Source organism: Paenibacillus cymbidii (assembly GCF_004764705.1).
Taxonomy (GTDB): domain Bacteria; phylum Bacillota; class Bacilli; order Paenibacillales; family NBRC-103111; genus Paenibacillus_AN; species Paenibacillus_AN cymbidii.
Map to the genome: position 1 here is coordinate 27,981 of NZ_SHLX01000050.1, position 23,604 is coordinate 51,584.

Consider the following 23,604-nt stretch of genomic DNA (forward strand, 5'->3'; position numbering starts at 1 on the left):
AACGTCACAAACTCGGCCGCTTGTCAGACAAATTTGGCGAAGGTAAGCGTCATCACGGTGCCTTGGCCGGGCGTGCTCTGCACGGCGATGAAGCCGCCGTGGCGCTCGACGATCGCCTTGGCGAGCGACAGTCCGATGCCGGTGCCGACCGAAGGCGACGACGCGCGGCCTTTGTAGAACCGCTTGAAAATATGCGGCAAATCTTCCTCCGCTATGCCTTCCCCGTTGTCGCGAATGCGCACTCTCGCCAGCACCGGCGTTTCGCTGAGCTCAACCTGGACGACGCCGCCGGCGGGCGTATGCTCGATGCTGTTCTTAAGCAGGTTGGCGATCGCTTCTTGCAGCCAGTCCGCATCGTGCATGAACGGCGAAGCCGCGGCGCGCTCCGCCCGGAACGTCAGCCTCAGGCCGCCCGCCGCCGCCTGATCGGCCATCGTTTCCATGGCCCTCTCCACCGTAAGACGCAACGGCTGCTCCTTGCGGTTCAACTCGATTGCGCCCGCCTCCATACGCGCGACAAGCAGCAGCTGGCGGATCAGCCATTCCATCCGCTCGATCTGGGCCGCGCTGCGCGCAAGGAAATCGGCCCGCACTTTTTCGTCCTGCGCGGCTCCGTCCTGCAGCAGTTCGGTCATCATTTTGATGCCGGCGAGCGGCGTCTTCAGTTGGTGAGAAATGTCGGAGAGGAACGTCTTCATCCCTTCTTTCTCCTCCTGCAGCCGCTCCAGCGTCAGCTCCAGCCGGGCGGACATCTGGTTGAACTGATGCGCCAGCTTGGCGAAGATGCCTTCGGCCGGGCGAACCGCCTTGACGGAAAAATCGCCCTCGACGATGCGCTCCGCCATCACCGCATAGGCGCCGATTTCGCCGTAAAGGCGGCGGAACACGCGCCACAGCAGCAGCAGCAACGCGATCGCCAGCATCAGCGTGCCGGCTGTCGCGGCAACCGCGCCGGCCATTGCAAACCGGCCGAAATCGCGATTCATCGCCAACGGCAACCGCTTGTCGAAGCCGTAGCGCACGGCGGCAGCTTTGCCGGCGGCGATATCGGCGCCGGCAAGCGGAGCCGCAAACGCCTTGGTGACGTCGTCGCGCCATTCCGGGTGCTGAGCCGCCAGCCGGCCGATGATGGCGAGACTGCGGTCCTGCTGCGCGGCATGCAGCGCCGACGTCAGGAAATAGCCGGCAACCAGCGAAACGAGCAAAAAAAGCAGCAGCACCGCCGCCACACCGGCCGCGAGCCGCCGCACTTCGGGATTGTCCGCAAGCCGTTCACGCATGGGGTCCGCTCCTTTGATTCCATTTATAACCTGCGCCGCGCACAGTGACGATCCGCTCCGGCTGCGACGGCTGGTCCTCCAGCTTCTCGCGGAGCCGGCGAATGTAGACCGACAGCGTGTTGTCGTCGACGAACTCGCCTTGCTCGTCGAACAGCTTGCCAAGCAGCTGTTCGCGGGTCAGCGTCTGCAGCGGGTGGCGCATGAACAGCAGCAGCAGCTTGAATTCGACCGGCGTCAGGTCGATGGGTTCGCCGTTCAGCAGCGCGCGTGTCTCCAGCGGCAGCAGCGTCACGGCGCCGGAGACGAGCTTGGCCGCGGCGCTCGCTTCGCCGTCCGCCGCCGCGGCCGCTTCCGAGCGGCGCACGTTCGCCTTGATCCGCGACAGCAGCTCGCGCACGCGAAACGGCTTCGTGATGTAGTCGTCGCCGCCGTAATCGAGCCCCTGCACAACATTCACCTCTTCATCGCACGCGGTCAGGAACAGCACGGGCACCGCTGACGAAGCCCGCACCGAACGGCAGAAGTCAAACCCGCTGCCGTCGGACAACAGCACGTCAAGCAGCAGGCAGTCGTAGCGATCTGCGGCGAACAAGCGCCGCGCTTCCGCTACCGTTTTCGCATGGTCGGTTTCGTAGCCGGCTTCCTTCAGCGCGTACAGCAGGCCCATCGTCAGCACTTCATCGTCTTCAAGCAGCAGTATGCGGGGCATGAGGCAGTCTCCTTCGTTGGGCAGTTTTTTCGCGGTTGCACTCGACGCATTCCGCTTGTTGCCGACATCGTACTACAATTGACGCACTCCGCGCAAAATACCCCTGCAACACATATGCCCTGCCGCACTTCGCCAGGGGACTGTGCCAAGGGGATACTGAGCCAAGGGGATACTGAGCATACAGATGGTTGCCGTAGGTTGTTGCCTAGAGTATGTTTAAGAGGTTTGTTTCCAACACTTTTCCGAAGAAACGGGCGCAATGCGACGGTAGGCCGGCGACAACTCAACCTTATGCCCCCGACTTTGCGCGATACATGCCGCTTATCCCCCGCAAGAAAGTCACTTTTCAAAATAGGCCATGTTTTATTGGCTATTGCCTGCAAAAGTAACCTTCGCAACAGAATAGCCAGTGAAAACACTGGTTATTTCTTGGGATTGTACGTTTTCGAGGCCGTTTGGCCCGAATAGCCAGTGTTTTCACTGGCTATTTTCGATGGACCTAGGAAATTGAGGCGAATAAGCCATTTTTTAAGGTCTATTTTTCAATGAGCGACCAACGAAAAGGACGCCGCACATGGCGACGCCCCTGCTTCCCTATAGCGACCGCAGCGCGTGCGGCCTATTCCCACTCGATCGTCGCCGGCGGCTTAGACGTGATGTCGTAAACGACGCGGTTGACGTGTTCGACTTCGTTGACGATCCGGTTCGAGATGCGCTCCAGCACTTCCCACGGGATGCGCGCCCAGTCGGCGGTCATGCCGTCGATCGACGTTACCGCACGAATGCCGACCGTATGCGAATACGTGCGACCGTCGCCCATGACGCCAACGCTCTTCATGTTCGGCAGCGCCGTGAAGTATTGCCAAATCTCGCGATCAAGCCCGGCCTTGCCGATTTCATCGCGCAGGATGGCGTCCGACTCGCGCACGATCGTCAGCTTCTCCTCCGTCACTTCGCCGAGCACGCGAATCGCCAGACCCGGCCCCGGGAACGGCTGTCGCCAGACGATCGCATCCGGCAAGCCGCACGCTTCGCCGACCTTGCGCACTTCGTCCTTGAACAGCTCCTTGAGCGGTTCGACCAGCTTGAACTTGATATCCTTCGGCAGGCCGCCGACATTGTGGTGCGACTTGATCGTTTGCGCCGTGGCCGTGCCGCTTTCGACAATGTCGGTGTAAAGCGTGCCCTGGGCGAGAAACTCAAAATCGGCGAACTTGGCCGACTCTTCCTGGAACACATAAATAAACTCGTTGCCGATAATTTTCCGCTTCTGCTCCGGATCTTCGACGCCGCGCAGCTTGCCAAGGAACCGAACGCTAGCGTCGATCTTGACCACTTTCATGTCGAACTTGCCGACGAACGTGTCCATGACACTGTCCGCCTCTCCTTTGCGCAGCAAGCCGTGGTCGATGAACATGCACGTAAGCTGCTCGCCGATCGCCTTGTGCAGCAGCGCCGCCACAACGGACGAATCGACGCCGCCGGACAGCGCGCAGAGCACGTTGCCGCCGCCAACCTGCTCGCGGATGCTGCGCACCGTGTCCTCGATCCACGTCTCCATGCTCCAGTTGCCTTCGCAGCCGCAAATCCGGTACAGGAAGTTGCGGATCAGCTCGTTGCCGTGCACCGAATGCCGCACTTCCGGATGGAATTGTACGGCAAACATCCGTTTCTCCGGATGGCTCATGCCGGCGATCGGCGCATGGTCCGTGCTGGCGTCGACGACGAAGCCTTCCGGCAGCGCCGCGACCATGTCGCCGTGGCTCATCCACACTTGCTGGCGCTTGTCCAGGCCGTGCGCAAGCGGGGAAGCGGCGGCAAAATCGACCTCCGCCTTGCCGTATTCGCGTTTCGCCGCGCGCTGCACGCTGCCGCTCAGCTGGTGCGCCATCAGCTGCATGCCGTAGCAAATGCCGAGAATCGGCACGCCCAACTCGTACACGCCCGGATCGACCTGGGGCGCGCCCGCTTCATACACGCTCGACGGCCCGCCGGAGAACACAATCCCTTTCGGCGCCAGCTCGCGCAGCTTCGCCGCCGGCGTATTATAAGGAAGCAGCTCGCTGTAAACGCCCAGATCGCGAATGCGTCTGGCGATCAATTGATTGTACTGTCCTCCAAAATCGAGAACGACCACGATTTCATTCGGTTTCATTAATGTTCCGCCCTGCCCTCCGCAATAATACCGATAATTATAGTCAAACGGGGCGGATGCAGTCAAGGAAAGCGGAACGCCGCTGCGCCTTATTGCCGGCGCAGCTTCAGCAGCAGCACGCCGTGCTCCGGCACGAATGCTTCCGCCGCGCCGCCCGCGCGCAAACCGGCGACGGACGCTGCCGGCGCCAAGTCGCGCTCGCGGTCAAGCAGCAGCGTTTCGCCCGCGTAGGCCGCCCCGTCCGGCAAGCCGTCCAGCCGGATCGTGCAGACGCGCCCCGCGCCAAGGTTCGCGACCAGCGCCGCGGCGTCGCCGGCTTCGTCCATTCCCGCGCAGACTACGATGCCTGCCGCTTCCCCGTCAACGGCAGCGGCAACGCGCCGCGAATGCCCGGCCAGCACGTGAAACGCGCGAAACGCATGATACGTCTTCTGCGGCACGCCGTAGTAGTCGAACAGCCCGCACAGCAGCGCGCTCGGCTGGCCGTCGTAGTAATTGCCCTGGTCGACGCCGCAATCCTGCAGCGCCATCAGCGCGGCGGCGGCGAACGCTGCGCCTTCGACGCCTTTGGCCCGCTCGAACATGGCGCGGCGCGCCAGCTCCGCTTCCGGCGTCGGCGACCATAGCTTCTTTTTCCAATCGGCCAAGTCGACGTAATTCCATTCGTTCAAATGGCTTTCCGTCTTGGCAAAGCCGTATTCGTCGAGCAAGCCGCGAATCCTCCGCGCATTGCGCGTCAGCCGGTCCAGATCGATCGTATACGTATGCCACGAAAAAAAGTCGAGCGGCAGCCGATGCTCCCGGCAAAACGCCAAAAAGTTTGGCAGCCACGGCAGCTCAAGCCGGCACGCCGCGTAGCCGCCGACCTGCAGCTGCGGGTCGTGCGCCTTGAGCGCCGTCGCCGTCACGCGGTAAAGCTCGAAATATTGCTGCTCGGTTCCCGACCACATCACGCCGCTGTCGCCGTTGTCCGGCTCGTTCCACACTTCCCAGTAGCGGATGCCGTAATGGAAGCCGTTCGCCCAGCCTTCATTGTAATGACGGACGATGCCGAGGCAGATGCGCGCCCATTTGGCAAAGTCCTGCGGAGGGTGGACGTAATATTTGATCGCCGTATGCTCGATGCTTTGCCCCAGGCGATACACGATCTGCGCCCCCGTCGCGATAACGGAGCGCACATACGCGTCCGTGCGGGAAAAGTCGTAGCTCGCCGGATCGTCCGGATCGCGGTCGAAATCGGGAAAGATCGTATGAATGTCCACTTCCCGCGGATACGGCCAGTTCGGATCGTGCAGCCGCACGAGCGGAATGCCCGCCTCCGTAAAATGATGCGATACATCGATCAGTTCGCCGTAGCCGACCGGCCCGTTGTTGACGCCGTGCAGCCGTTTGATCGCACCCGCGCTGCGGCTGAAGTCAATCGCAATTTCACTCATGATGCCCGAAACCTCCGTATGATCGTCGGCGCCCCGTCAGTCGTTCGTCCGCGCTTGTTCCCGGTATTCCTGCGGGGTGACGCCGAACGTTTTTTTGAACACTTTGATAAAATGCGGCACGTTGAGGTACCCGACCTTGGCCGTTACCTCGTAAATTTTCATCTCGCTGGTCGCCAGCAGTTGAACCGCCCGTTCCATGCGCACGCGGAACAAATACTCGCTCAAGCCTTCGCGGGTTTCCAGCTTGAACACCTTGGACAAATAAACCGGATGCCAGTTCGCCTCCCCGGCGAGCCGCTGCAAGGAAACGTCCTCCTCCAGATGGGCGTGAATGAAGTCGATCACCCGGGCGATCGTCAGCTTGCGCGAGTCCAGGATGTCCTTGCGGTTCTCGCGGAACAGCCGATCGCACAGCCCGAACGCCCATTCGCGCAGCTCGGCCAGCGTCATGGCGTCCGGCGGCTGCGCCGGCTCGAAGCCGGCTTTGCCGAACCAGTCGGCGAACGTTTTGCCGTTCACGTGCGCGCAGTGGTAGCCGGCGGCAACGACCGTGTGGTACACCTCGGACAAATGCTCGCGGGCAACGCCGGGAGCCGCCGCAAGTTCGGCGAATACGTCGCCGAGCTTGCGGCGCACTTCTTCAAAGACGCCGGCTTCGAACAGATGGACAAGCGACGGCGCCTGGTGCAACGATTGCAGCGCGGGCACGACCGGCGGCTCCTGCTGCGCGTCCACCGTCACGAACAGCCCGGTATCGGCGCCGATGCCCCGGCGCATGACCGCCAGCGCTTCCCGGTACAGTTCGCCGATCTCGTCCGGCAGCCGACCGCCGCCGCCGACAACGACCGAAAGCTCGCTTTTCAAATAATGCTTCGCGTTATGCTGCAGCTGCAGCCCGAGCCGCACGGCCGTCGCGCGCGCTTCCTCCGGCGTCATCCGCTCCGGCGCATATACCGCCGCAAGCACGAACAACTCGTGTGCGTCCAGACAAGACCAGACGGCAAAATGCGGCCGGAACGTTTCTTCGGCCAAATTGCGGACGGCAAAATCGAACAGGCCGCGGTCTTGCCAGCTGGAGTCGCGCGCGTCGCCGTCCAGTCTGACGAGCGCCAGCACCAGCGCGTCGCCGCAGCGGAACGGCAAGCCGAACAGCTCGAGCCTGCCGTCCAGCGAAGCGCTGCCGTGCGGGCGCCGGCCGAGCTGCTCGCGCAGCAGGTTCGCGCGCAGCGCCGGCATCTGCTCCTGCAAGGCCATCTGCGTGAGCCGGTACGCCGCATATTGCTCGCGATCCCGCCCGAGCCGATCCACAATCGCCTTCACGACGGCGATCAGCCGTTCGTCGCTGACCGGCTTGAGCAAATAATCGGCGGTTTGCAGCTGGATCGCCTGCTGTGCATAATCGAATTCGGCATGGCCGGTGACGAGCGCGCACGCGGTTCGGGGGTTCGACTCGCGGATGCGGCGGATGAGCTCGATGCCGTTCATCCCCGGCATCCGAATGTCGGTAATCAGGATGTCGATGCGCTCGACTTCGGCCAGCTGCAGCGCCTCTTTTGCGGAATAGGCGCGGAACACGGCGCTTATCGCCAGCTCGCTCCATGCTATCGTTTCCGCGAGGCTGTCGACGGCCGTCGGTTCGTCATCCACGATCATCAGCTGGTACATGCGGCTTCGCCTCCTTCCGCCCGTCTTCTGCCGGCGTGACCGCCGCTTCGCCCGCGAGCCGAAACACGGCTTCCACCTTCAATCCGCCCAGCGCCGAACGCGACACATACACACCGGAGCCGGGACCGTACATCAGCGACAACCGTTTGTCGACGTTCCACAGGCCGGTGCTGCCGCCTTCCTCTTCTTCGCCGCTCGCGATGCGCGCCTGCAGCCGGGCGAGCGCTTCGTCCGACATCCCGACGCCGTTGTCCTCGACGGCAACGCGCAGCCCGTCCTCGTCCCGCATGCCGGTTATCGCGATGACGCCCAGCCCTTCCAGCGGTTCGATGCCGTGTACGATCGCATTTTCGACGATCGGCTGCAGAAACAGGCGCGGAATCGCCAGCCCGTTCATTTCCTCCGGTATCGCGATCGTAAACTCCAGCCTCTCCATGCGCAGGTTCTGGATCGTCAAGTAGTTGACGATCACGTCGATTTCCTCGCGCAGCAGCGCGGTTTGGTTCACCAGGCGCGTCGTGTAGCGGAAATAGTCGCCGAGATTGAGCGCCATCGCCACAACGGCTTCCCGATCGCCGAGCTTGGCCACGTTTTTGATGAAATACAGGCAGTTGTACAAAAAGTGCGGGTTGATCTGCGACTGCAGCTGCTTGAGCAGCGCCTCGCGGGAACGAAGCTGCTCGACGTGCACCGTTTCGACCAGCTCCTGGATTTGCTGCGTCATTTCGTTGAAGCGCGAGAACAGGAACGAAAAGTCGCCGGCGCCTACGTCCTTCACCCGCGCCGAATAGTCGCCTCGTTTGATTTTTTGCACGCCTTGCACGAGCCGGCGCACCGGCACCTGCACGTTGCGGTACAGCATGAACGAAGCGACGACGCAGATGGTCAGCAGCAGCACCGTCGAGCCGTAAAACAGATTGCGGCTCTTCGTAATCGGCGCAAGCACATCCTGCATCGGAATGTAATCGACCAGATACCAGCCGAGATTGTTCGAACGGATGTAGCTGATCATGTATTGGCGGCCGTTCAGCCGGATCGTCAGCGCCGGGTCCGAAACGCCGAGACTGGCGCCCTGCAAATAGGCCGCCAGCTCGCCGACGTGATCCGCCTGCGGCGTGCGGTTCGTCAGCACGCCGTACGCCGGATGGAACAGGAACGGATCGCCCTGGCCGTTTGCCTTGTATTCGTCGAGCATGTCCTGCAGATGCCCGGAACCGAAGCTCATGCGCACGACGATTTTCGCTTCCTGCGGCCGGTTGTAGGCGTACACCGGATAATAGGCGAACCAATTGAATCTGGCTTCGGCGCCCGCATCGGCTTTCACATACTGCCATCCGCCCGTCGGCGCGGACGGCAAGTCGCGCTCGTCGAAGTCGAACACGTCGCGCAGCGTCGAAACGACTTGCTGCGCCGTGCGGAAATAGAGCGAAATGTCGGCGTTCCAGCTGGAAATTTCCGCCTGCAGGTTGATATGGTCCTGAATGATGCGGATCGTGTTGATCCGGTCCGAGGTGTCGCCGGACATCGTTTCGTACTGCAGCTCCTGCGTCATCGGGTCGTTGGCGTACAAAATCGCGTTCGTCGACAACCGTTCGACCTGACCGTCCATCTGCTTGCCGAGAAACGACAATTGGTTAAAATTGATCGTCTTGACCGCATCGCGCACGACGGCGACGGACACCTGGTTCGAATACGTATAGAGCGCGATGACGGGAATGAGCAGCAGCAGGAAGATCACGACGACCTTCGTAAACATGTTGAACCGCCGAAACATGGCCCACCGTCCGTCCTGCCGGTTTCGCCGGCTGAAATGCCCCCATTATAGCATGCCCGGCGGAAGCGGCAGCGAAGCGATTGCAGGCGGCGGACAGCGGGCCGCCGCCGGTTAGGCCGTTTACTTTTGCGCGACCGACTTGTACCACTCGTTTACTTCCTGCGTGATTTTATCGCCGCCTTGCGCCTTCCACGTCTGCACGAACTTGTCGAACTCGTCGAGCGGCTTGCTGCCGGCGATAATCGCGCCGAACGTTTCCATTTCAAGCTTGTTCAAATAGTCCCCTTTTTCCTGCATCGTTGCGGTCGTCCCGGCGGTAAACTCGCCTCTGACGGCGAACTGCTTCTGGTTCCACACGTTGGTGGCCGATTTCTTCTCGATGTCCGGGGCAAGCGTGTTCCAATACGATTCGTACGGCGTTTCCGGCTTGCCGGTTTGCGCCAGCTTGACCAGCGCCTTGACGTTCTGCGACGGGATGCGCGCGCCTTGCGGCAGCAGGCTGTAGAAGAAGACGCGGACGCCGCCGCCGGGAATTTTCGTCAGGTCGGTCGTGACTTTGCCGTCGACGAGGTCCCAGTCGTAGCCTTTGGCCCAGCCGTTCTCGAACTCGCTGCCGGCTTTCGGATCCGCCTCGTTGTCAAACAAATAATTGGCGTAAGCGAAAAATACTTCCGGATGCTTCATCGTTTTGTTGATGAATACGCCGCCCTTGTAAGGATGCGTGCTGAAATGCATGCTTTTGCCGTCGGAGCCGGTCGGCAGCGGATAAGTGACGAACTTGGCGTTCGGATCGTTTTTGCTCATGTCGCCCATCGGCCACGCTTCCGACCAATACGGTCCGGAGAACGTGCCGGCTTTGCCCGCGGCCATGAACGCCCCCGCCTTGCCCGCGTCCCACAGGCCCGCTTCCGTCGGAATATACCCTTTGGCCGCCCAGTCCCGCAGCTTCGCCAGCCCTTGCTTGATTTGCGGCTGCACGGAGCCGTAGGCCAGCGTGCCGTCGGCCGCCTTCGTCCACGTATTCGGCAGCGCGCCGTAAGCGCCGAACACCCAGCCGAGGTTGAACGAATCGTTGTAGGTCGCCTTGAACGCCGGAGCGACGCCGTACGTGTCCTTCTTGCCGTTGCCGTCGGGATCGCCGTTCGTAAACGCGTCGAGCAGCTTCTCGTAATCGTCCAGCGTTTTCGGCGCCAACACGTTCAGCTTCTGCGCCCAATCCTCGCGCACCCACAGCACCGGATCGTTGTTGTAGTCGTAATCGAGCATCGGAATGCCGTACCGTTTGCCGCCGCGGGCGTATTCGTTCCAGACGGACGGATCTTCCTTCATCGCGTTTTTCCACGTTTCGCTTGCATACTTGTCGAACAGCGCCCCCGCGTCCTGGAACTTGCCGGATTCGATCAGCAGCTGGGCGACCTGCCCTTCGGCGTACAAGATGTCCGGCAGTTCCTCGTTGGCCGACAGCGCCAGCTTCAGCTTGTTGCCGTAAGCGGCGTTCGTGTCGACGACCGACCACAGGTTTTTGATCTCGATGCCGAGCTTGTCCTTGGCCCACTTGTAATGCACGTTGTTGTCGGCGGTTTCGCCGTTTTTGTACGTCGCCGCCGCCGGCATGCCGCGCACGGTCGTAATCGTCACCGGCGGATCGAACTTGCCGTTCGTCGGCTTCAGCTCGCCGCCCGCCGTCGCCGACGGCGAAGCCGCTCCTTCGCCCGCGCCGCCGCTCTTCGAGCAGCCTGCCGCTGTCGCCGTAACGGCGAGTGTCACGGCAAGCAGCAGCAGTTGTTTTTTGCGCAAACCTGGTTGTTGCATTCGTAAGCCCCCTGTCCCGCATAGTTGGTCGTGCAAGTTCATCGTAAGGCAGCCGTCGCGGCTGTGAAAATACCGCATTGTTAACCGCCGCATGTCGTTTTCTTAAGCCGGCGGCAGGCGGGGTCGCGGCGTTAACAGAACGTCATCCCAAGTTAACAACGCCATATTCAGGCGCCGTCCGGCGTGTGCTACACTGGTCGCACAGCTGACATCCAGAACGAAAGAAGGGTTGCCCCATGAACTCGGACACCTCGCCGGCCTTGACGAACGCTCGCCGCTCGCCGGCAGGCAAACGTTTGCTCCGCTCGCGGACGGGAGCGTTTCATCTTATGCTGCTGCCGGCCGTTGCGCTGGCGCTGCTGTTTCAGTATTTGCCGATGCTCGGCATCGTCATCGCCTTTCAAAACTTCAAGCCGTGGACCGGCTTCCTGCACTCGCAGTGGGTCGGCCTCGATCAGTTCCGCAGCATGTTCGACCGCCTCGACAGCCGCCAGGTGATCGCGAACACGCTGATTATCGCTTGTCTCAAAATCGCCTTCATCATCGCCGTTCCAGCGGCGTTTGCGCTGCTGCTGAACGAAATTCGCCGAATGGCGTTCAAACGTCTCGTTCAGACGCTCGTCTATCTGCCGCATTTTCTGTCGTGGGTCATCCTCGGCTCCATCCTGATCGACCTGCTGTCGCCGGACGGCGGGCTGGTCAACCGGATGCTGGCAGGCTTGTTCGGTATCAAGCCGGTCTTTTTCCTCGGCGACGGCGACTGGTTCCGCTTCACGGCGGTCGTCAGCCATATCTGGAAGGAGTTCGGCTACAGCACCATTATATATTTGGCTTCGCTGGCCGGCATCAATCCTTCGCTTTACGAGGCGGCCGAAGTCGACGGCGCGTCCCGCTGGAAGCAAACGCTCCACATCACGCTGCCGGCGCTGCTGCCGATCATTACCGTGTGCGCGACTCTTGAGCTGAGCAACATCCTCAACGCGGGCTTCGACCAAATTTTCAATTTATACAACCCGCTCGTGTACGCCAAGGGCGACATCATCGACACCTTCGTGTACCGGACCGGCATTCTCGGCAACAACATGAGCTTCGCCTCCGCAATCGGGCTGTTCAAATCGGTCATCAGCTGCGTGCTTGTCGTGCTCGTCTACCAGTTGGCCAAACGGGCGGCGAATTACCGGATTTTTTAAAATAGCGGGAGGTTTCCCGTTCCATTTTCCCATTCGCACGGAGGTAGCGACCATGTACTACAAAACGACGCCTTATCGCATTTTCAACGCTTGCAACTATATCGTGCTGGCCGCGATCGCCGTATCGTGCATCGTGCCGCTCGTGCATACGCTGGCCGTGTCGCTCAGCGGCCGAGGGCCGGCGGGCGCGCATCTGGTCGGCCTGTGGCCGATCGACTTCACCACCGACGCCTACCGCAAGACGCTGGACAACCCCAGCTTCTTGCGCTCGCTGGCGATTGCGGTGGAACGGACGGCGCTCGGCACCGCGCTCGGCATGCTCGTCACCCTGCTCGCCGCCTATCCGCTGTCCAAGGACGGTTCCGTCTTTCGGCGGCGTTCGGTGTACACGTGGTTTTTTGTCGTGACGCTGCTGTTCAGCGGCGGGCTGGTGCCGACATACATCGTCGTGCAGAAGTTGGGGTTGATGAATTCGATTTGGGCGCTTGTGCTGCCGATGTCGATCAATGTCTGGATGCTTGTGCTGATGATGAGCTACTTCCGCAGCGTGCCGAAGGAGCTGGAGGAAGCCGCGCTGATGGACGGCGCCGGGCAGTTTCGCATATTGGCCGCCGTGTTCCTGCCGATTTCGCTGCCGGCGGTGGCGACGCTGTCGCTGTTCACGATGGTCGGCCACTGGAACTCGTGGTTCGACGGCCTCATCTATATCAACAAGGCGGAAAACTACCCGCTCGCCACCTTTCTGCAAACGATTCTGATCCAGATCGATACGACCAAAATTACGCTCAGCAAAGAAAGCATGGAAAACGTCACCAACGAAACGGTAAAAGCGGCCCAGGTGTTCATCGGCGCGCTGCCGATTCTCGCGGTTTATCCGTTCCTGCAGAAGTATTTCGTCAAGGGGCTGGTGATCGGGGCGGTGAAGGAGTAGCGGCGGCCGCTGACAAGTCACCCGTTTAGTCGTCGGCAATAAAGTGCCTTCGAAAAGAATCGATACACACCTGCGTGAGACCGGCGATATCGGCTCCCGCTGCGCGCGGGGGGTTGGGATTCCGATCGCTTCTTGTTTTCCGGATACTTCGAACGAACAGGCCAAGGGGAATCCGGAAAACAAAGGCGAACGCAGCGTATGCTTCCGAAGCCGCTTTCTTACAGAAGCGCTCAGCTTCTCCACCCCAACCCCCGCTCTCCGCTCCCGCCACTCGTCCATGTTTTAAAAATCTCCAAGCAGACACGCTGCACAAAGCGCGGCATTCTACCCTCCCGCCAAGTAACCAATCTGCTTTCGTGCCTCCCCAATCAAGCGCCTTGCCAAATAGGCCATGTTTTATTGCCTATTTCGCCAAAAACGGGAGCAGCACCAAAATAACCAATGAAATCACTGGCTATTTCGTCTAAAAGGCCTGATTCGGGGGCCTGGCGGTGCAAATAAGCCATGTTTTCACTGGCTATTTCCCACGAGCCGAGCGAAATCGGGCATATAGGCCATTTTTTATTGCCTATTTTGGCAGTAACGGATGGATAGTAGCGGAGCGGAAGGGGAGCGGAAGGGGAGCTCTGGAGAAGCGGTCGCGGTCGGAGGAGGTTGAGATAAGGCCGATTTCGGCCTTGCAACAGGTTGGCCCTCCGGTTCCTGCCTCCTTGGGCAGGCGCGGGGGCCTCGCGTTAGGGCGTGTCTGGAAGCCCCGAAGACAGCAGATTGTGCCGAATTTTCGTTCCATGCAAGGAAGTTTTGCGCAGGCTTATCGGGGAGAAAGCCTGCGCAAAACTGACGCCGCAGGGGGCGAAAAGGCGGTGCAAGAAGCCACTGAGCGGGTTTTCAGACACGCTCTAGCGATGCTCGCGCAGCTGCTCCCACAGCGCGGCGAGCCGTTTGCGCGAAATGCGCCGCAGGTGCAGCGGCGTGTAGCGGGCGCTTTCGTCGAGCGCCGCCAGCTCGAGCAGCAAATCGCGCTGCGCCGCGTTGATGCCGCGCAGCGAAGCAATGTATTCGCGCACCGTATGGTTCGGTGCGCGGCTGCCGAAGCGGCGATACACGCGCCGCCACAGCTTGTCGAGCGCCGCCGCGCCGTCCGGCGGCGGGCCGGGATGCGGCGGCGCCGGTTCGCGCAGCGCCGCCTGCAGTTGGCGCAGCCGCGCTTGCAGCAGCGGCACGCCGGCGGCATACGGCGCGAACAGCAGCGCCGCGGCGGCAACAAGCGCCGCCAGCGATGCGGCGCGGCCCGCGGGCGAGGCGACGGCGGCTTGCGCCTTCGCCAGCCAGCCATGCGCCGTGCGCGCGCCGTGCGCCGCCGCTTGCAGCGCCGCCCAAGCGGACCGTCGCGCCGCGTCAAGCCATTCGGCAGCAGCCGCTTGCAGCTGCGGCAGCAGCCGCGAAGGCGTGCTGCCATCTGCGGCGGCGGCGGTCGCCGCCGCAAAAGCAGCCGCGTCCCCGGGAAGCGGCGAATCCGTCGTCGCGTTATCGGCATGCCCGGCGAATCCCGGCGTCGGGTCGAACGTTTGCCAGCCTTCGCCTGGTAGGTATGCCTCCACCCAGGAGTGGGCGTCGGCATTGCGCACCGTCACGTCGAACCCTTCCGCCGCCGTTTCGCGCGGCTGCGCTTCACCCGGCGTAAAGCCTTTCACCCACCTTGCGGGAATGCCCAGCGTGCGCAGCATAACGGCCATCGCGGTGGAGAAATAATCGCAATACCCGCTCCCTCCCCCGAACAGGAACGAATCGACGAAGTCCGCCCCTTGCTCCGGCACTCGCGCGTCTTGCAGGCTGTAGCGATAATGCCGCTGCAAATACGCCGCGAGCGCTTCGGCTTGAGCTCGGGCATCGGCTGCGCCCGCCTGGCCGACGATCGATCGCGCCAGCCCGGCCACCCGCTGCGGCAGCGCCGCCGGCAGCTGCAGATTGGCTGCGGCTTCCGCCTCCGGCAACGCGGCCGAATCCCGGACCGGCAGCGCCACCGCCAGCTTGTAATAGGAAAGCGACGGTACGCCGACCGTCGTATATTTGCCGCTTGCCGAGTCGCGGCGGACGCTGTCCGGAGCCGCTTCGCGCCAGGACCCGTCGCGCAGCTCGTACACGCGCACGATCGCGCCGCCGGCAAACAGCTGCCGGCCCGCCACGCTCGTGGTCGGGAACGCCACTTCCTGCACCATCGTGTCGGCAAGCGTTCTTGCTGCCGCCGATTCGTCCCATACGATATCGACCTGGGACCCGGCCGGCTGGGTCCAGCCGCGGCCGTCGTAGAAGCTTTTTGCCTCGCCGCGCCAATAGGCGAGCTTCTCCGTGTGCGCGACGAAAGCGATTTGCTCGTCGCTCTGCAGCGGCCCGCCAAGCGCGGAATCGTCGCTGCCGTAACCGGAAACGGCGGCGGACCGCCCTGGCGCCGCTGCCGCCGAAGCGGCGATTGCGCCGCCTCCCGGCTGGCCGTTCCACCGGTCCCACAGCCGGTACAACTCCGGCCAGGCGCCCGCGTCCGGCATTCGGCTTTGCAGGCCCGCCGCGCCATACGCGGCGGCGAACAGCAGCAGCGGAACGAACGCCGCGTATACAAGCGATCGCAATACCTGCTTGCGCCCGGTTGATTGCGGCAACTGCCCGCGCCGCGCCGCATGGGGCAAGTGCATCGCCGCCAGCAACAGCAGCCCGACCGCCGCCGCGCGGACGACGCCGGCCACCGTGCCGACGTCGGACCATAACGGCAGCAGCGCCACGTAGCCGAGCGTCGCGGCGACAATCCACAAACCGCTGCGCGTGTAGAGCAGCAGCGAGCGGGCGATTTGCGCCATCAGCGCCCAGCCGAGCAGGAACAGCAGCACGCGGCTTTCCGCCGATACGGCTTCCGGACGGCCGGCGACCGCGGACGCGATATCTTCCGCGGCGGTAGGCCCGAGACTGAGCCACCAGGACGAGTCCCGCACCAACGGCGGGTCGATAATATAGCCGGTCGTCGCGAGACCGGCGGCGATTTTCAGCACCCAGCCCGGCAGCGCCGGCAACCGCATCCAATCGGCGAGCAGGCCGAAGCCGACATATACGGCGAACGGCCAGCCGGAGGAAAGGCCCGACATAAACGCGATCGGCTCCAGCCATTCGCGCAGCAGCGCGAGCAGCAGCAGCGTGACGAACAGGTCGTGCCGCCGCGACCATTCGCGCGTTTCCCGCACATCCTTGAGCGGAGCCGCAAGCGGCGGTTTGTCCGCCGGCAGCCGATCCGCGCGGGACATGTCGCGAGTCGGCTCCGCTGCCGGATCGCGGGTCGGGTCAAGTGGCGTATACAGGCTCGACATCGGGCTTCGCCTCCATTTCTTCGCGCGGGTTTTCCACAACCGCAAACGCGCAGCCAAGCGCGGCCAGCCGCCGCTGCAGCCGCTCCCGCCAGGCGGCTTCCCGCTGCGCTTCCGCCGCCGCGCCCGCCGCTTGCCGGGCCGCTATCTTCCCCGCGCCGACGCCTGCGCCTTGCGCTGCCAGCCCCGGCTCCGCGCAGAAGGGGCGCACCGCCAGCAGCAGCACGCGCTGGCCGCCCGCGGCCAGCTGCGCCAACTGCCGCAGCAGCCGCTCGTCGGGCTGCGGTGTAATGCACGCCACGGCGCTGCCGGGATACGCGGCGACGGCAAGCTGCCGCGCTACCGCGTCCGCGTAGGGCTCGCCGGCATCGGCGCTGGCCGCGGCCAGCCGCTCCTGCAGCTGCCGCGCGCCGCTGGCTCCGGCGGCATTCGCCGCAAGCGGCCCGCAGGCGAAGGCGCAGCGCTCGCCGCGTGCCGCCGCATCGCGCAACAGCGTTGCGGCGGCACGCACCGCGCGCTCGAACAAGGCGCCGGCATCGGCGTAAGCGCTGCGACTGCCGTCGAGCAGCACGAGCAGGCCGCCGGCGGACGCCTTTTCGCGCTCGCGCGTGTGCAGCTCGCCCCTGCGCGCCGTCGCTTTCCAGTCGATCGCGCGTTGCGGATCGCCGCTCGAATAGGGGCGCACGGTTGCGGCGGTTTGTGCCGAGTCGAATGCGGTCTTACCGCCAGTCAGTTCGCCGCCGGGGCGAGGATTCGCCGCCGCAAGCGCCTGCTCCGGAAGCGTGGTCCGCAGCGCAAGCGGCTGCGGAACCACAACAAAGCTCCCGGGGCAAACAAGCTTTCGCCGCCGCTCAAGCAAACCGAAAGCGTCGCCGGTCGCCATCTCCACGTCGCGAAAACGGTACACGCCGCGCTGCAGGCCGCGAATCCGGTAAGCGCACGAAACGCGCCGGGCAAACCAGGGAAACAGCAGCACGTGAGCCGTTCCCTCCTGGCGGCGCGTTTGCTCCGACCAGTTGTCGCAGACGAGCAGCCACGGCACCGGCAATCGCGAGCGCAGCTCGACGGTCAGCGACACTGTCGTTTCGCTGCCGGCCGCAAGCGGACCGGAAGGCAGCGCGACATGCCGCCTGACCGCGGCGCCGCGCAAGGCGAGCGCCGGTACGACCGCCGCGTACAAGCCAAGCAGCGCAAACAAATCGAACAAAAACCAGGCCGTCCAACCTCCGCCCGCCGCCGCCGCGAACAGCGCCCCGGCCGCAAGCGGAACGAGCGCAAGCGGGTTCCACAACCGTTTCATCCGCGTTCCTCCGTTCAGCGGCCGGCCGTATGCCGGTAGCCGGGCGCCGCCAGCTTGCCGGCGATGTCCGCCAGCACCGCTGCGCCGGTAACGCCGTTCGCCCGCGCGAGGGGGTCGACGATAAGACGATGCGCCAGCACCGGCGCGAGCATCGCCTTGATATCGTCGGGGATCACATATCCCCGGCCGTTCATCAGCGCCTTCGCCTGCGCGGCGTGCATCAGCGCCAGCGTCGCGCGGGGACTGGCGCCAAGCGCCAGCTCGCGGTGCGTCCGCGTTTCCGCCGACAGCCGCACCATATAGCGCATCAGCGATTCGTCGACGTGCACGAGCCGCGTCTGCCGCTGCAGCAGCAGCAGTTCCTCGGGATACAGCGCCGGCCGCAGCTGGTCGATCGGATGTTTGTCCGAAAGCCGCGCCAGCATGTCGATTTCGTGGCGCTCTTCCGGATAGCCGAGCGACAGCCGGATCAGGAAACGGTCGAGCTGCGCTTCCGGCAGCGGATAAGCGCCGACGCTGTCGACGCTGTTCTGCGTGGCGATCAGCATGAACGGCTCCGGCAGCGGGTGCGTGACCCCGTCCACCGTAACCCGCTTCTCCTCCATCGCTTCCAGCAACGCTGCCTGGGTGCGCGGCGATGTGCGGTTGATTTCGTCCGCCAGCACGATATTGGCGAAAATCGGCCCCGGCCGAAATTCGAATGCGCCGGTGCCGCGATTCCATACCGATACGCCGGTTACGTCGGCCGGCATCAGGTCCGGCGTAAACTGGATGCGCCGGAACTCGCCATGGGCCGCTTTCGCCAGCGTGCGGGCGAGCATCGTTTTGCCGACGCCGGGCACATCCTCGATCAGCAAATTGCCGCCGCACAGCATAACAACGACGCTCGCTTCGATACTTTCTCTTTTGCCTACCATTACTTTCTCCGCATGGTGCACGAGCCGGCCGATCAGCGCCTGCGGCGGCTCCAGCGCAATCGCGCCGGAACCGGCGCCGACGCGCGGCGAGGCGGGCATTGACATCGTAATCTACCTCCCGATTTCATCTTGCAATCTCGCAATTGCTCTATCAGCCAGTTTGGCCAAACCGCCGCCGCTTTAGTCCCTGCGCGCCAATTATTTCGCCGCCTGCCGGAGCGGCCTCCATTTCGTTTCCGAAATTGGGAAGTTGGTTCGAATTTTGCTAAGACGGCGCTCTTGCGGCTGCCCTACAATGGGGATAATCACCGAAAGGAGAGTTTCCGAAATGACAACTCATACGATTGGCATTATTATGAACGGCGTTACCGGCCGCATGGGCACGAACCAGCATCTGGTCCGTTCGATCCTGGCGATTCGCGAGCAAGGCGGCGTTGCGCTGCCGAACGGCGACACGATTATGCCCGACCCGATTCTGGTCGGCCGGCAGGAGCACAAAGTCAAGGCGCTCGCGGACAAATACGGCGTCGCCCGCTGGAGCGTCGATCTTGACGCCTGCCTGGCGGATTCGTACAACACGGTATATTTCGATTCGCAAACGACCGTGCTGCGCGCCGAAAGCGTACGCAAAGCGATTCGCGCCGGCAAACACATTTATGTGGAAAAGCCGACCGCTTCGAGCCTGGAGGAATCGCTCGATCTGGCGCGTCTGGCGCGCGAAGCCGGGGTCAAAAACGGCGTCGTGCAGGACAAGCTGTTCCTGCCCGGCCTGCTGAAGCTGAAACGGCTGATCGACGGCGGCTATTTTGGCCGCATCCTATCGGTGCGCATGGAGTTCGGCTACTGGGTATTCGAAGGCGACTGGCAAGTGGCGCAGCGCCCGTCCTGGAACTATCGCTCCGAAGACGGCGGCGGCATCATCGTCGACATGTTCGCGCATTGGCGCTATGTGCTCGATAATTTGTTCGGCGCGGTGAAATCCGTTTCGTGCTATGGCGCGACGCACATCCCGAACCGTGTGGACGAACGCGGCCTGACGTATGCGTGCACGGCGGACGATGCGGCTTACGGCACGTTCGAGCTTGAAGGCGGCATCGTCGTGCAGGCGAACTCGTCCTGGGCCGTGCGCGTCGACCGCGACGACCTGCTGACGATTCACGTGGACGGCACGGAAGGCAGCGCGGTCGCCGGGCTCAGGGAATGCAAATCGCAGCATCGGGCGCAAACGCCGAAGCCGGTATGGAACCCGGACATTCCGAACCCGCACAAGTTTCGCGAGCAATGGCAGCCGGTGCCGGACAACCAGACGTTCGACAACGGGTTCAAAATCCAGTGGGAACTGTTTCTGAAGCATCTCGTTACCGACTCCCCGTTCCCTTGGGATCTGCTCGAAGGCGCCAAAGGCACGCAATTGGCCGAACTGGCGCTGCAATCGTGGCGGGAACGCCGCTGGATCGACATTCCGGAGCTGCACCTGCTGTAATGCGAAATTGCGCTGCGCGGATGTGCGTTCATGCGCAATGGGGATCGCCATTTTTTTGAAGGAGGCCGTTTCATGACTATGTTGCAGTTGCCCCGGGCGGGCGGAACGCTCGCCCCTTATACGCCCGGCCGTGCGGGCTCGTTCGGCAAACCGGACGGCGCTCTGCAAAGCCGCGTTGTCTTCTCGGCGGCCCACGTCGTCAGCGACCCGTTCGCCGATACCGACCCGCTGAACGATTCGCGCATCGACTGGGACGCGACGCTCGCTTACCGCCGCCATCTCTGGTCGTACGGGCTTGCCGTCGCCGAAGCGATGGACACCGCCCAGCGCGGCATGGGTTTGACCTGGCCGCTGGCTCAGGAACTGATTCGCCGCTCGCTTGCCGAAGCTGCCGCTGTCGGCGGACGCGTCGCCTGCGGCGCAGGCACCGATCATTTGCCGCCTGGGCCTAACGTAACGCTCGAAGACGTCGAAGCTGCCTACGAGCAGCAAATTTCGTTCGTCGAGCAGCATGGCGGCGCTGTCATTCTGATGGCGAGCCGCGCGCTCGCCGCTTGCGCCCGCGGGCCGGAGGATTATGCGCGGGTGTACGGCCGCATCCTGCGGCAAGTGAAGCAGCCGGTCATCCTGCACTGGCTCGGCGACATGTTCGACCCGGCGCTCGCCGGCTATTGGGGCCACCGCGACGCGGACGCCGCGATGGATGTCTGCCTGCAGGTCATCCGCGAAAACGCCGCCAAAGTCGACGGCATCAAAATATCGCTTCTGGACGCCGACAAGGAAATCGTCATGCGCCGCAAGCTGCCGGACACGGTCAAAATGTATACCGGCGACGATTTTAACTATCCGGCGCTCATTCGCGGCGACGAGCAAGGCTACAGCCATGCGCTGCTCGGCATTTTCGACGCGATTGCGCCGGCGGCTTCAGCGGCCGTGCAGGCGCTCGACCGCGGCGACCTGGCGACATACGAGTCGATTCTCGAGCCGACGGTGGCGTTGTCGCGGCATATTTTTCAGCGGCCGACTTACGCCTACAAGACCGGCATCGTGTTCATGGCGTACCTCAATGGGCACCAATCGCATTTCCGCATGCTCGGCGGCCAGGAAGGCTTCCGTTCGCTGGTGCACCTGAGCGAGCTGTTCGTGCTCGCCGACAAGGCGGGGCTGCTCGCCGATCCCGAGCTGGCGGCCGAACGGATGCGCCACGTGCTGGCGGTCAGCGGCATCGTCTGATTGGGAGCGAATTGGAAAAAGAACTAAGGAGGATTCGCCATGGAACGGCTTAGCTTGAATCAAATTACGACCGAACGCTGGAACTTGCGCGAAGCGGCGGAAGGCTGCGCCCGCGCCGGCATCGGCTGGATCGCCCCGTGGCGGCACAAGGTCGCCGAGCTCGGCCTGGCCGCCAGCGCGCAGGCGATCAAGGACAGCGGGCTGCGCGTGTCGAGTCTGTGCCGCGGCGGCATGTTCCCGGCCGCAACGGCCGCGGAGCGCGAGGAGCGGCTCGACGACAACCGGCGCGCGGTCGACGAGGCGGCTACGCTTGGCGCGGATACGCTTGTGCTCGTCTGCGGCCCGGCGCCGGACCGCGACATCGACAGCGCGCGCGGCTGGGTGCAGGACGGCATCGACCAGCTGGTGCCGTATGCGCGGGAGCACGGCATCAAGCTTGGCATCGAGCCGCTGCACCCGATGTACGCGGCCGAACGATCCGTCATCAACACGCTCGCGCAGGCTAACACGCTGGCTGAGCGGTATGCGCCGGAAGATGTCGGCGTCGTCGTCGACGCGTTCCACGTCTGGTGGGACCCGGAAGTGTACGCGCAAATCGCGCGGGCCGGCAAACGCATCCTCGGCTTCCACGTCTCCGACTGGATCGTGCCGACGCCCGATATGCTGTTGGGCCGCGGCATGATGGGCGACGGCGTGATCGAGCTGCGACGGCTTCGGGAAGCGGTTGAGGCTGCGGGGTACGCTGGGCCGATCGAGGTGGAAATTTTCAACCGCGTCATCTGGGACACGCCGGGTGACGACGTGCTGGCGCTGATGAAGGACAGGTACCGGGAGCACGTGCTGTAATGCGCGCGATCCCCTGTTTTCATGCATAGCTTTGCATAACTGGAAAACCTCCCGTTATTTCGCTTCAAAACCGCAGATTTGGCGAAATAAAAGGAAAACCTCCCGTTATTTTTCGCCATTTTCCCCTAAATCGGGTTATGGCGTCGAAATAACAGGAGGTTTTCCTGCTATTTTTCATTTTTCGCTTAAAAACGCAAAAATAACGTGAGGTTTTCCTGTTACGGTTGGCGGGCTGCCGCCATAAGCTCCTGCACGCGGGTCATCTAATATTTTGTGGCGAATAAGCCATTTTATATTATTTTATATGGGCTATTTTATTTTGAAGTGTTTTGGAGGCGGCACGTTTCGAGCGGTGGCGAGACTGGTGGAGGCGGCGAAATAATCGTTGCCCCGCCACAAGCGGGCCGGTACAATGAGATCAAACGATTGGACGGGCAAGGAGGACGAACGTGACGTTCCGCAAGCTTCATCTCCCGGCGCATGGCGTGCATTTATACGAAAGCAAACATGCGGAAGGCGATATCGTCGACATGCATCATCACGATATTCATCAGCTGCTGTACGGCCTCGAAGGCGAAGGCCAACTGACGCTGAACGGCGTCCCGCACGCTTTTGGCCAGGATATCGCCGCCTTGATCGTACCTTACGCCGAGCATGCGATTGTAACCGGCTCCAAGCTGACGCTGCTCGTACTGGCGTTTCACCGCGCCAGCTTCGACGCGTTCGCCCAAGAGGAGCTGCTCGCCAAAACATTCGGCTCCTCCTCCCTGCTGCGCCCGAACGCCTTCTCCGGCGGCGAGCTGCGCCGGCTGCTGCGCAAAATGCTCTACGAGCAGTCGCTCCCCGACGCGCTTGGCGCCTACGCGATGAAGCTGCACCTGCATGAGCTGCTGCTCGAGCTCGTCCGTTCGCGCCGGCTGCCGCAGGCGGCGGACGCCAACTCGCTGCGCGCCGAACGAATCCGCTTCTACATCGACACCCACTTTTTCGAGCCGATCACGACGAACGATCTCGCTGCCCGCATGGGGATCACCGCCCGCCATGTCAGCTCGATCTTCAAGGAGCAGTACGGCCAGACGCCGAGCCAGTATTTGACCGAGGTGCGCATCGGCATTGCCTCGCGGCTGCTGCTCGAAACGGATAAGGACATCGTCTCGATCTGCTTCGAAGTCGGGTATGAAACGTTGTCCGCCTTCTACCGCTCGTTCAAAACGATCGTCGGCACCTCCCCGCACCAGTTCCGCCAATCCGCGCAACAGCGGGGGGAGTGATTGCACGTGCTCCGCAGGCCGGATACACGCCGGCCGTCCCGGTCTACTGCAAGGCTGAAATCAGCCTTATTTCGTCCGCCACTCGCCGAAACGCCACTGCAAGGCTGAAATCAGCCTTATTTCGTCCGCCGTGAATTTAGACTAGAAAGTAGACACACTGTAACAGCGACCTGATACAATACAAACAAACGAAAGGTCGAGGTGTGTCATGGGAAATATCCGCCAACATTTTGATGAGGAGTTCAAACGCCA

The 23,604-nt window shown here is 62.8% G+C and carries 16 protein-coding genes; 6 read left to right on the forward strand and 10 right to left on the reverse strand.

The features are described from left to right. Window positions 1-23: 23 nt before the first annotated feature. The 7 genes from EXY20_RS36680 to EXY20_RS36710 all read right to left on the reverse strand — a co-directional run bounded on the left by EXY20_RS36680 (window position 24) and on the right by EXY20_RS36710 (window position 10,831). Window positions 24-1,280, reverse strand: a complete 1,257-nt coding sequence (locus EXY20_RS36680; RefSeq protein WP_135557402.1) for a HAMP domain-containing sensor histidine kinase — start codon at window positions 1,278-1,280, stop codon at window positions 24-26. Beyond that, the gene (locus tag EXY20_RS36685) at window positions 1,273-1,989 is read right to left on the reverse strand and encodes a response regulator transcription factor (protein WP_135557403.1); all 717 of its coding nucleotides are present in this window, start codon (window positions 1,987-1,989) and stop codon (window positions 1,273-1,275) included. The genes EXY20_RS36680 and EXY20_RS36685 overlap by 8 nt, the downstream gene beginning before the upstream one ends. 619 nt (window positions 1,990-2,608) lie before the next feature. Next, a complete protein-coding gene (gene guaA / locus EXY20_RS36690) occupies window positions 2,609-4,144 on the reverse strand; it encodes a glutamine-hydrolyzing GMP synthase (RefSeq protein ID WP_135557404.1) in 1,536 nt (511 codons plus the stop codon). An 89-nt stretch (window positions 4,145-4,233) separates the two neighbouring features. Next, a complete protein-coding gene (locus tag EXY20_RS36695; RefSeq protein ID WP_135557405.1) occupies window positions 4,234-5,580 on the reverse strand; it encodes a GH39 family glycosyl hydrolase in 1,347 nt (448 codons plus the stop codon). Window positions 5,581-5,616: 36 nt separating this feature from the next. Then, the gene (locus EXY20_RS36700; protein WP_135557406.1) at window positions 5,617-7,245 is read right to left on the reverse strand and encodes a response regulator; all 1,629 of its coding nucleotides are present in this window, start codon (window positions 7,243-7,245) and stop codon (window positions 5,617-5,619) included. Beyond that, window positions 7,220-9,001 carry a sensor histidine kinase gene (locus EXY20_RS36705; RefSeq protein WP_167859777.1) on the reverse strand — a complete coding sequence of 594 codons (1,782 nt, stop codon included), beginning with the start codon at window positions 8,999-9,001 and terminating at the stop codon, window positions 7,220-7,222. The genes EXY20_RS36700 and EXY20_RS36705 overlap by 26 nt, the downstream gene beginning before the upstream one ends. Before the next feature lie 138 nt (window positions 9,002-9,139). Next, window positions 9,140-10,831 carry a type 2 periplasmic-binding domain-containing protein gene (locus tag EXY20_RS36710; protein WP_135557408.1) on the reverse strand — a complete coding sequence of 564 codons (1,692 nt, stop codon included), beginning with the start codon at window positions 10,829-10,831 and terminating at the stop codon, window positions 9,140-9,142. Between the two features lie 329 nt (window positions 10,832-11,160). On the opposite strand from EXY20_RS36710, the gene EXY20_RS36715 reads away from it, so the two are divergent. Together EXY20_RS36715 and EXY20_RS36720 are read left to right on the forward strand one after the other, a co-directional pair. Beyond that, window positions 11,161-12,021: an ABC transporter permease gene (locus EXY20_RS36715; RefSeq protein WP_235886380.1), complete on the forward strand. Its 861-nt coding sequence runs from the start codon at window positions 11,161-11,163 to the stop codon at window positions 12,019-12,021. Between the two features lie 52 nt (window positions 12,022-12,073). Next, on the forward strand, window positions 12,074-12,952 hold the full coding sequence (locus EXY20_RS36720; protein WP_135557410.1) for a carbohydrate ABC transporter permease: 879 nt from the start codon (window positions 12,074-12,076) through the stop codon (window positions 12,950-12,952). 899 nt (window positions 12,953-13,851) lie between these two features. On the opposite strand, the gene EXY20_RS36725 is transcribed toward EXY20_RS36720, so the two are convergent. From EXY20_RS36725 to EXY20_RS36735, 3 genes are read right to left on the reverse strand one after another with little or no spacing between them, the layout of a single operon-like run. Then, window positions 13,852-16,305 (reverse strand): transglutaminase-like domain-containing protein, encoded by a 2,454-nt coding sequence (locus EXY20_RS36725; RefSeq protein ID WP_135557411.1) that lies wholly within the window; start codon window positions 16,303-16,305, stop codon window positions 13,852-13,854. Beyond that, the gene (locus EXY20_RS36730; protein WP_135557412.1) at window positions 16,280-17,602 is read right to left on the reverse strand and encodes a DUF58 domain-containing protein; all 1,323 of its coding nucleotides are present in this window, start codon (window positions 17,600-17,602) and stop codon (window positions 16,280-16,282) included. The genes EXY20_RS36725 and EXY20_RS36730 overlap by 26 nt, the downstream gene beginning before the upstream one ends. 14 nt (window positions 17,603-17,616) lie before the next feature. After that, entirely contained in the window at window positions 17,617-18,618 is a 1,002-nt protein-coding gene (locus tag EXY20_RS36735) for an AAA family ATPase (protein WP_135557418.1), read from the reverse strand. 229 nt (window positions 18,619-18,847) lie between these two features. On the opposite strand from EXY20_RS36735, the gene EXY20_RS36740 reads away from it, so the two are divergent. The 4 genes from EXY20_RS36740 to EXY20_RS36755 all read left to right on the forward strand — a co-directional run bounded on the left by EXY20_RS36740 (window position 18,848) and on the right by EXY20_RS36755 (window position 23,352). Then, a complete protein-coding gene (locus EXY20_RS36740; protein ID WP_135557413.1) occupies window positions 18,848-20,002 on the forward strand; it encodes a Gfo/Idh/MocA family protein in 1,155 nt (384 codons plus the stop codon). A gap of 72 nt (window positions 20,003-20,074) precedes the next feature. After that, window positions 20,075-21,235: a dihydrodipicolinate synthase family protein gene (locus EXY20_RS36745; RefSeq protein WP_135557414.1), complete on the forward strand. Its 1,161-nt coding sequence runs from the start codon at window positions 20,075-20,077 to the stop codon at window positions 21,233-21,235. Window positions 21,236-21,274: 39 nt separating this feature from the next. Further along, a complete protein-coding gene (locus EXY20_RS36750) occupies window positions 21,275-22,081 on the forward strand; it encodes a sugar phosphate isomerase/epimerase family protein (RefSeq protein ID WP_135557415.1) in 807 nt (268 codons plus the stop codon). Between the two features lie 449 nt (window positions 22,082-22,530). Next, window positions 22,531-23,352 (forward strand): helix-turn-helix transcriptional regulator, encoded by an 822-nt coding sequence (locus EXY20_RS36755; RefSeq protein ID WP_235886379.1) that lies wholly within the window; start codon window positions 22,531-22,533, stop codon window positions 23,350-23,352. The last annotated feature ends 252 nt before the right edge of the window (window positions 23,353-23,604 follow it).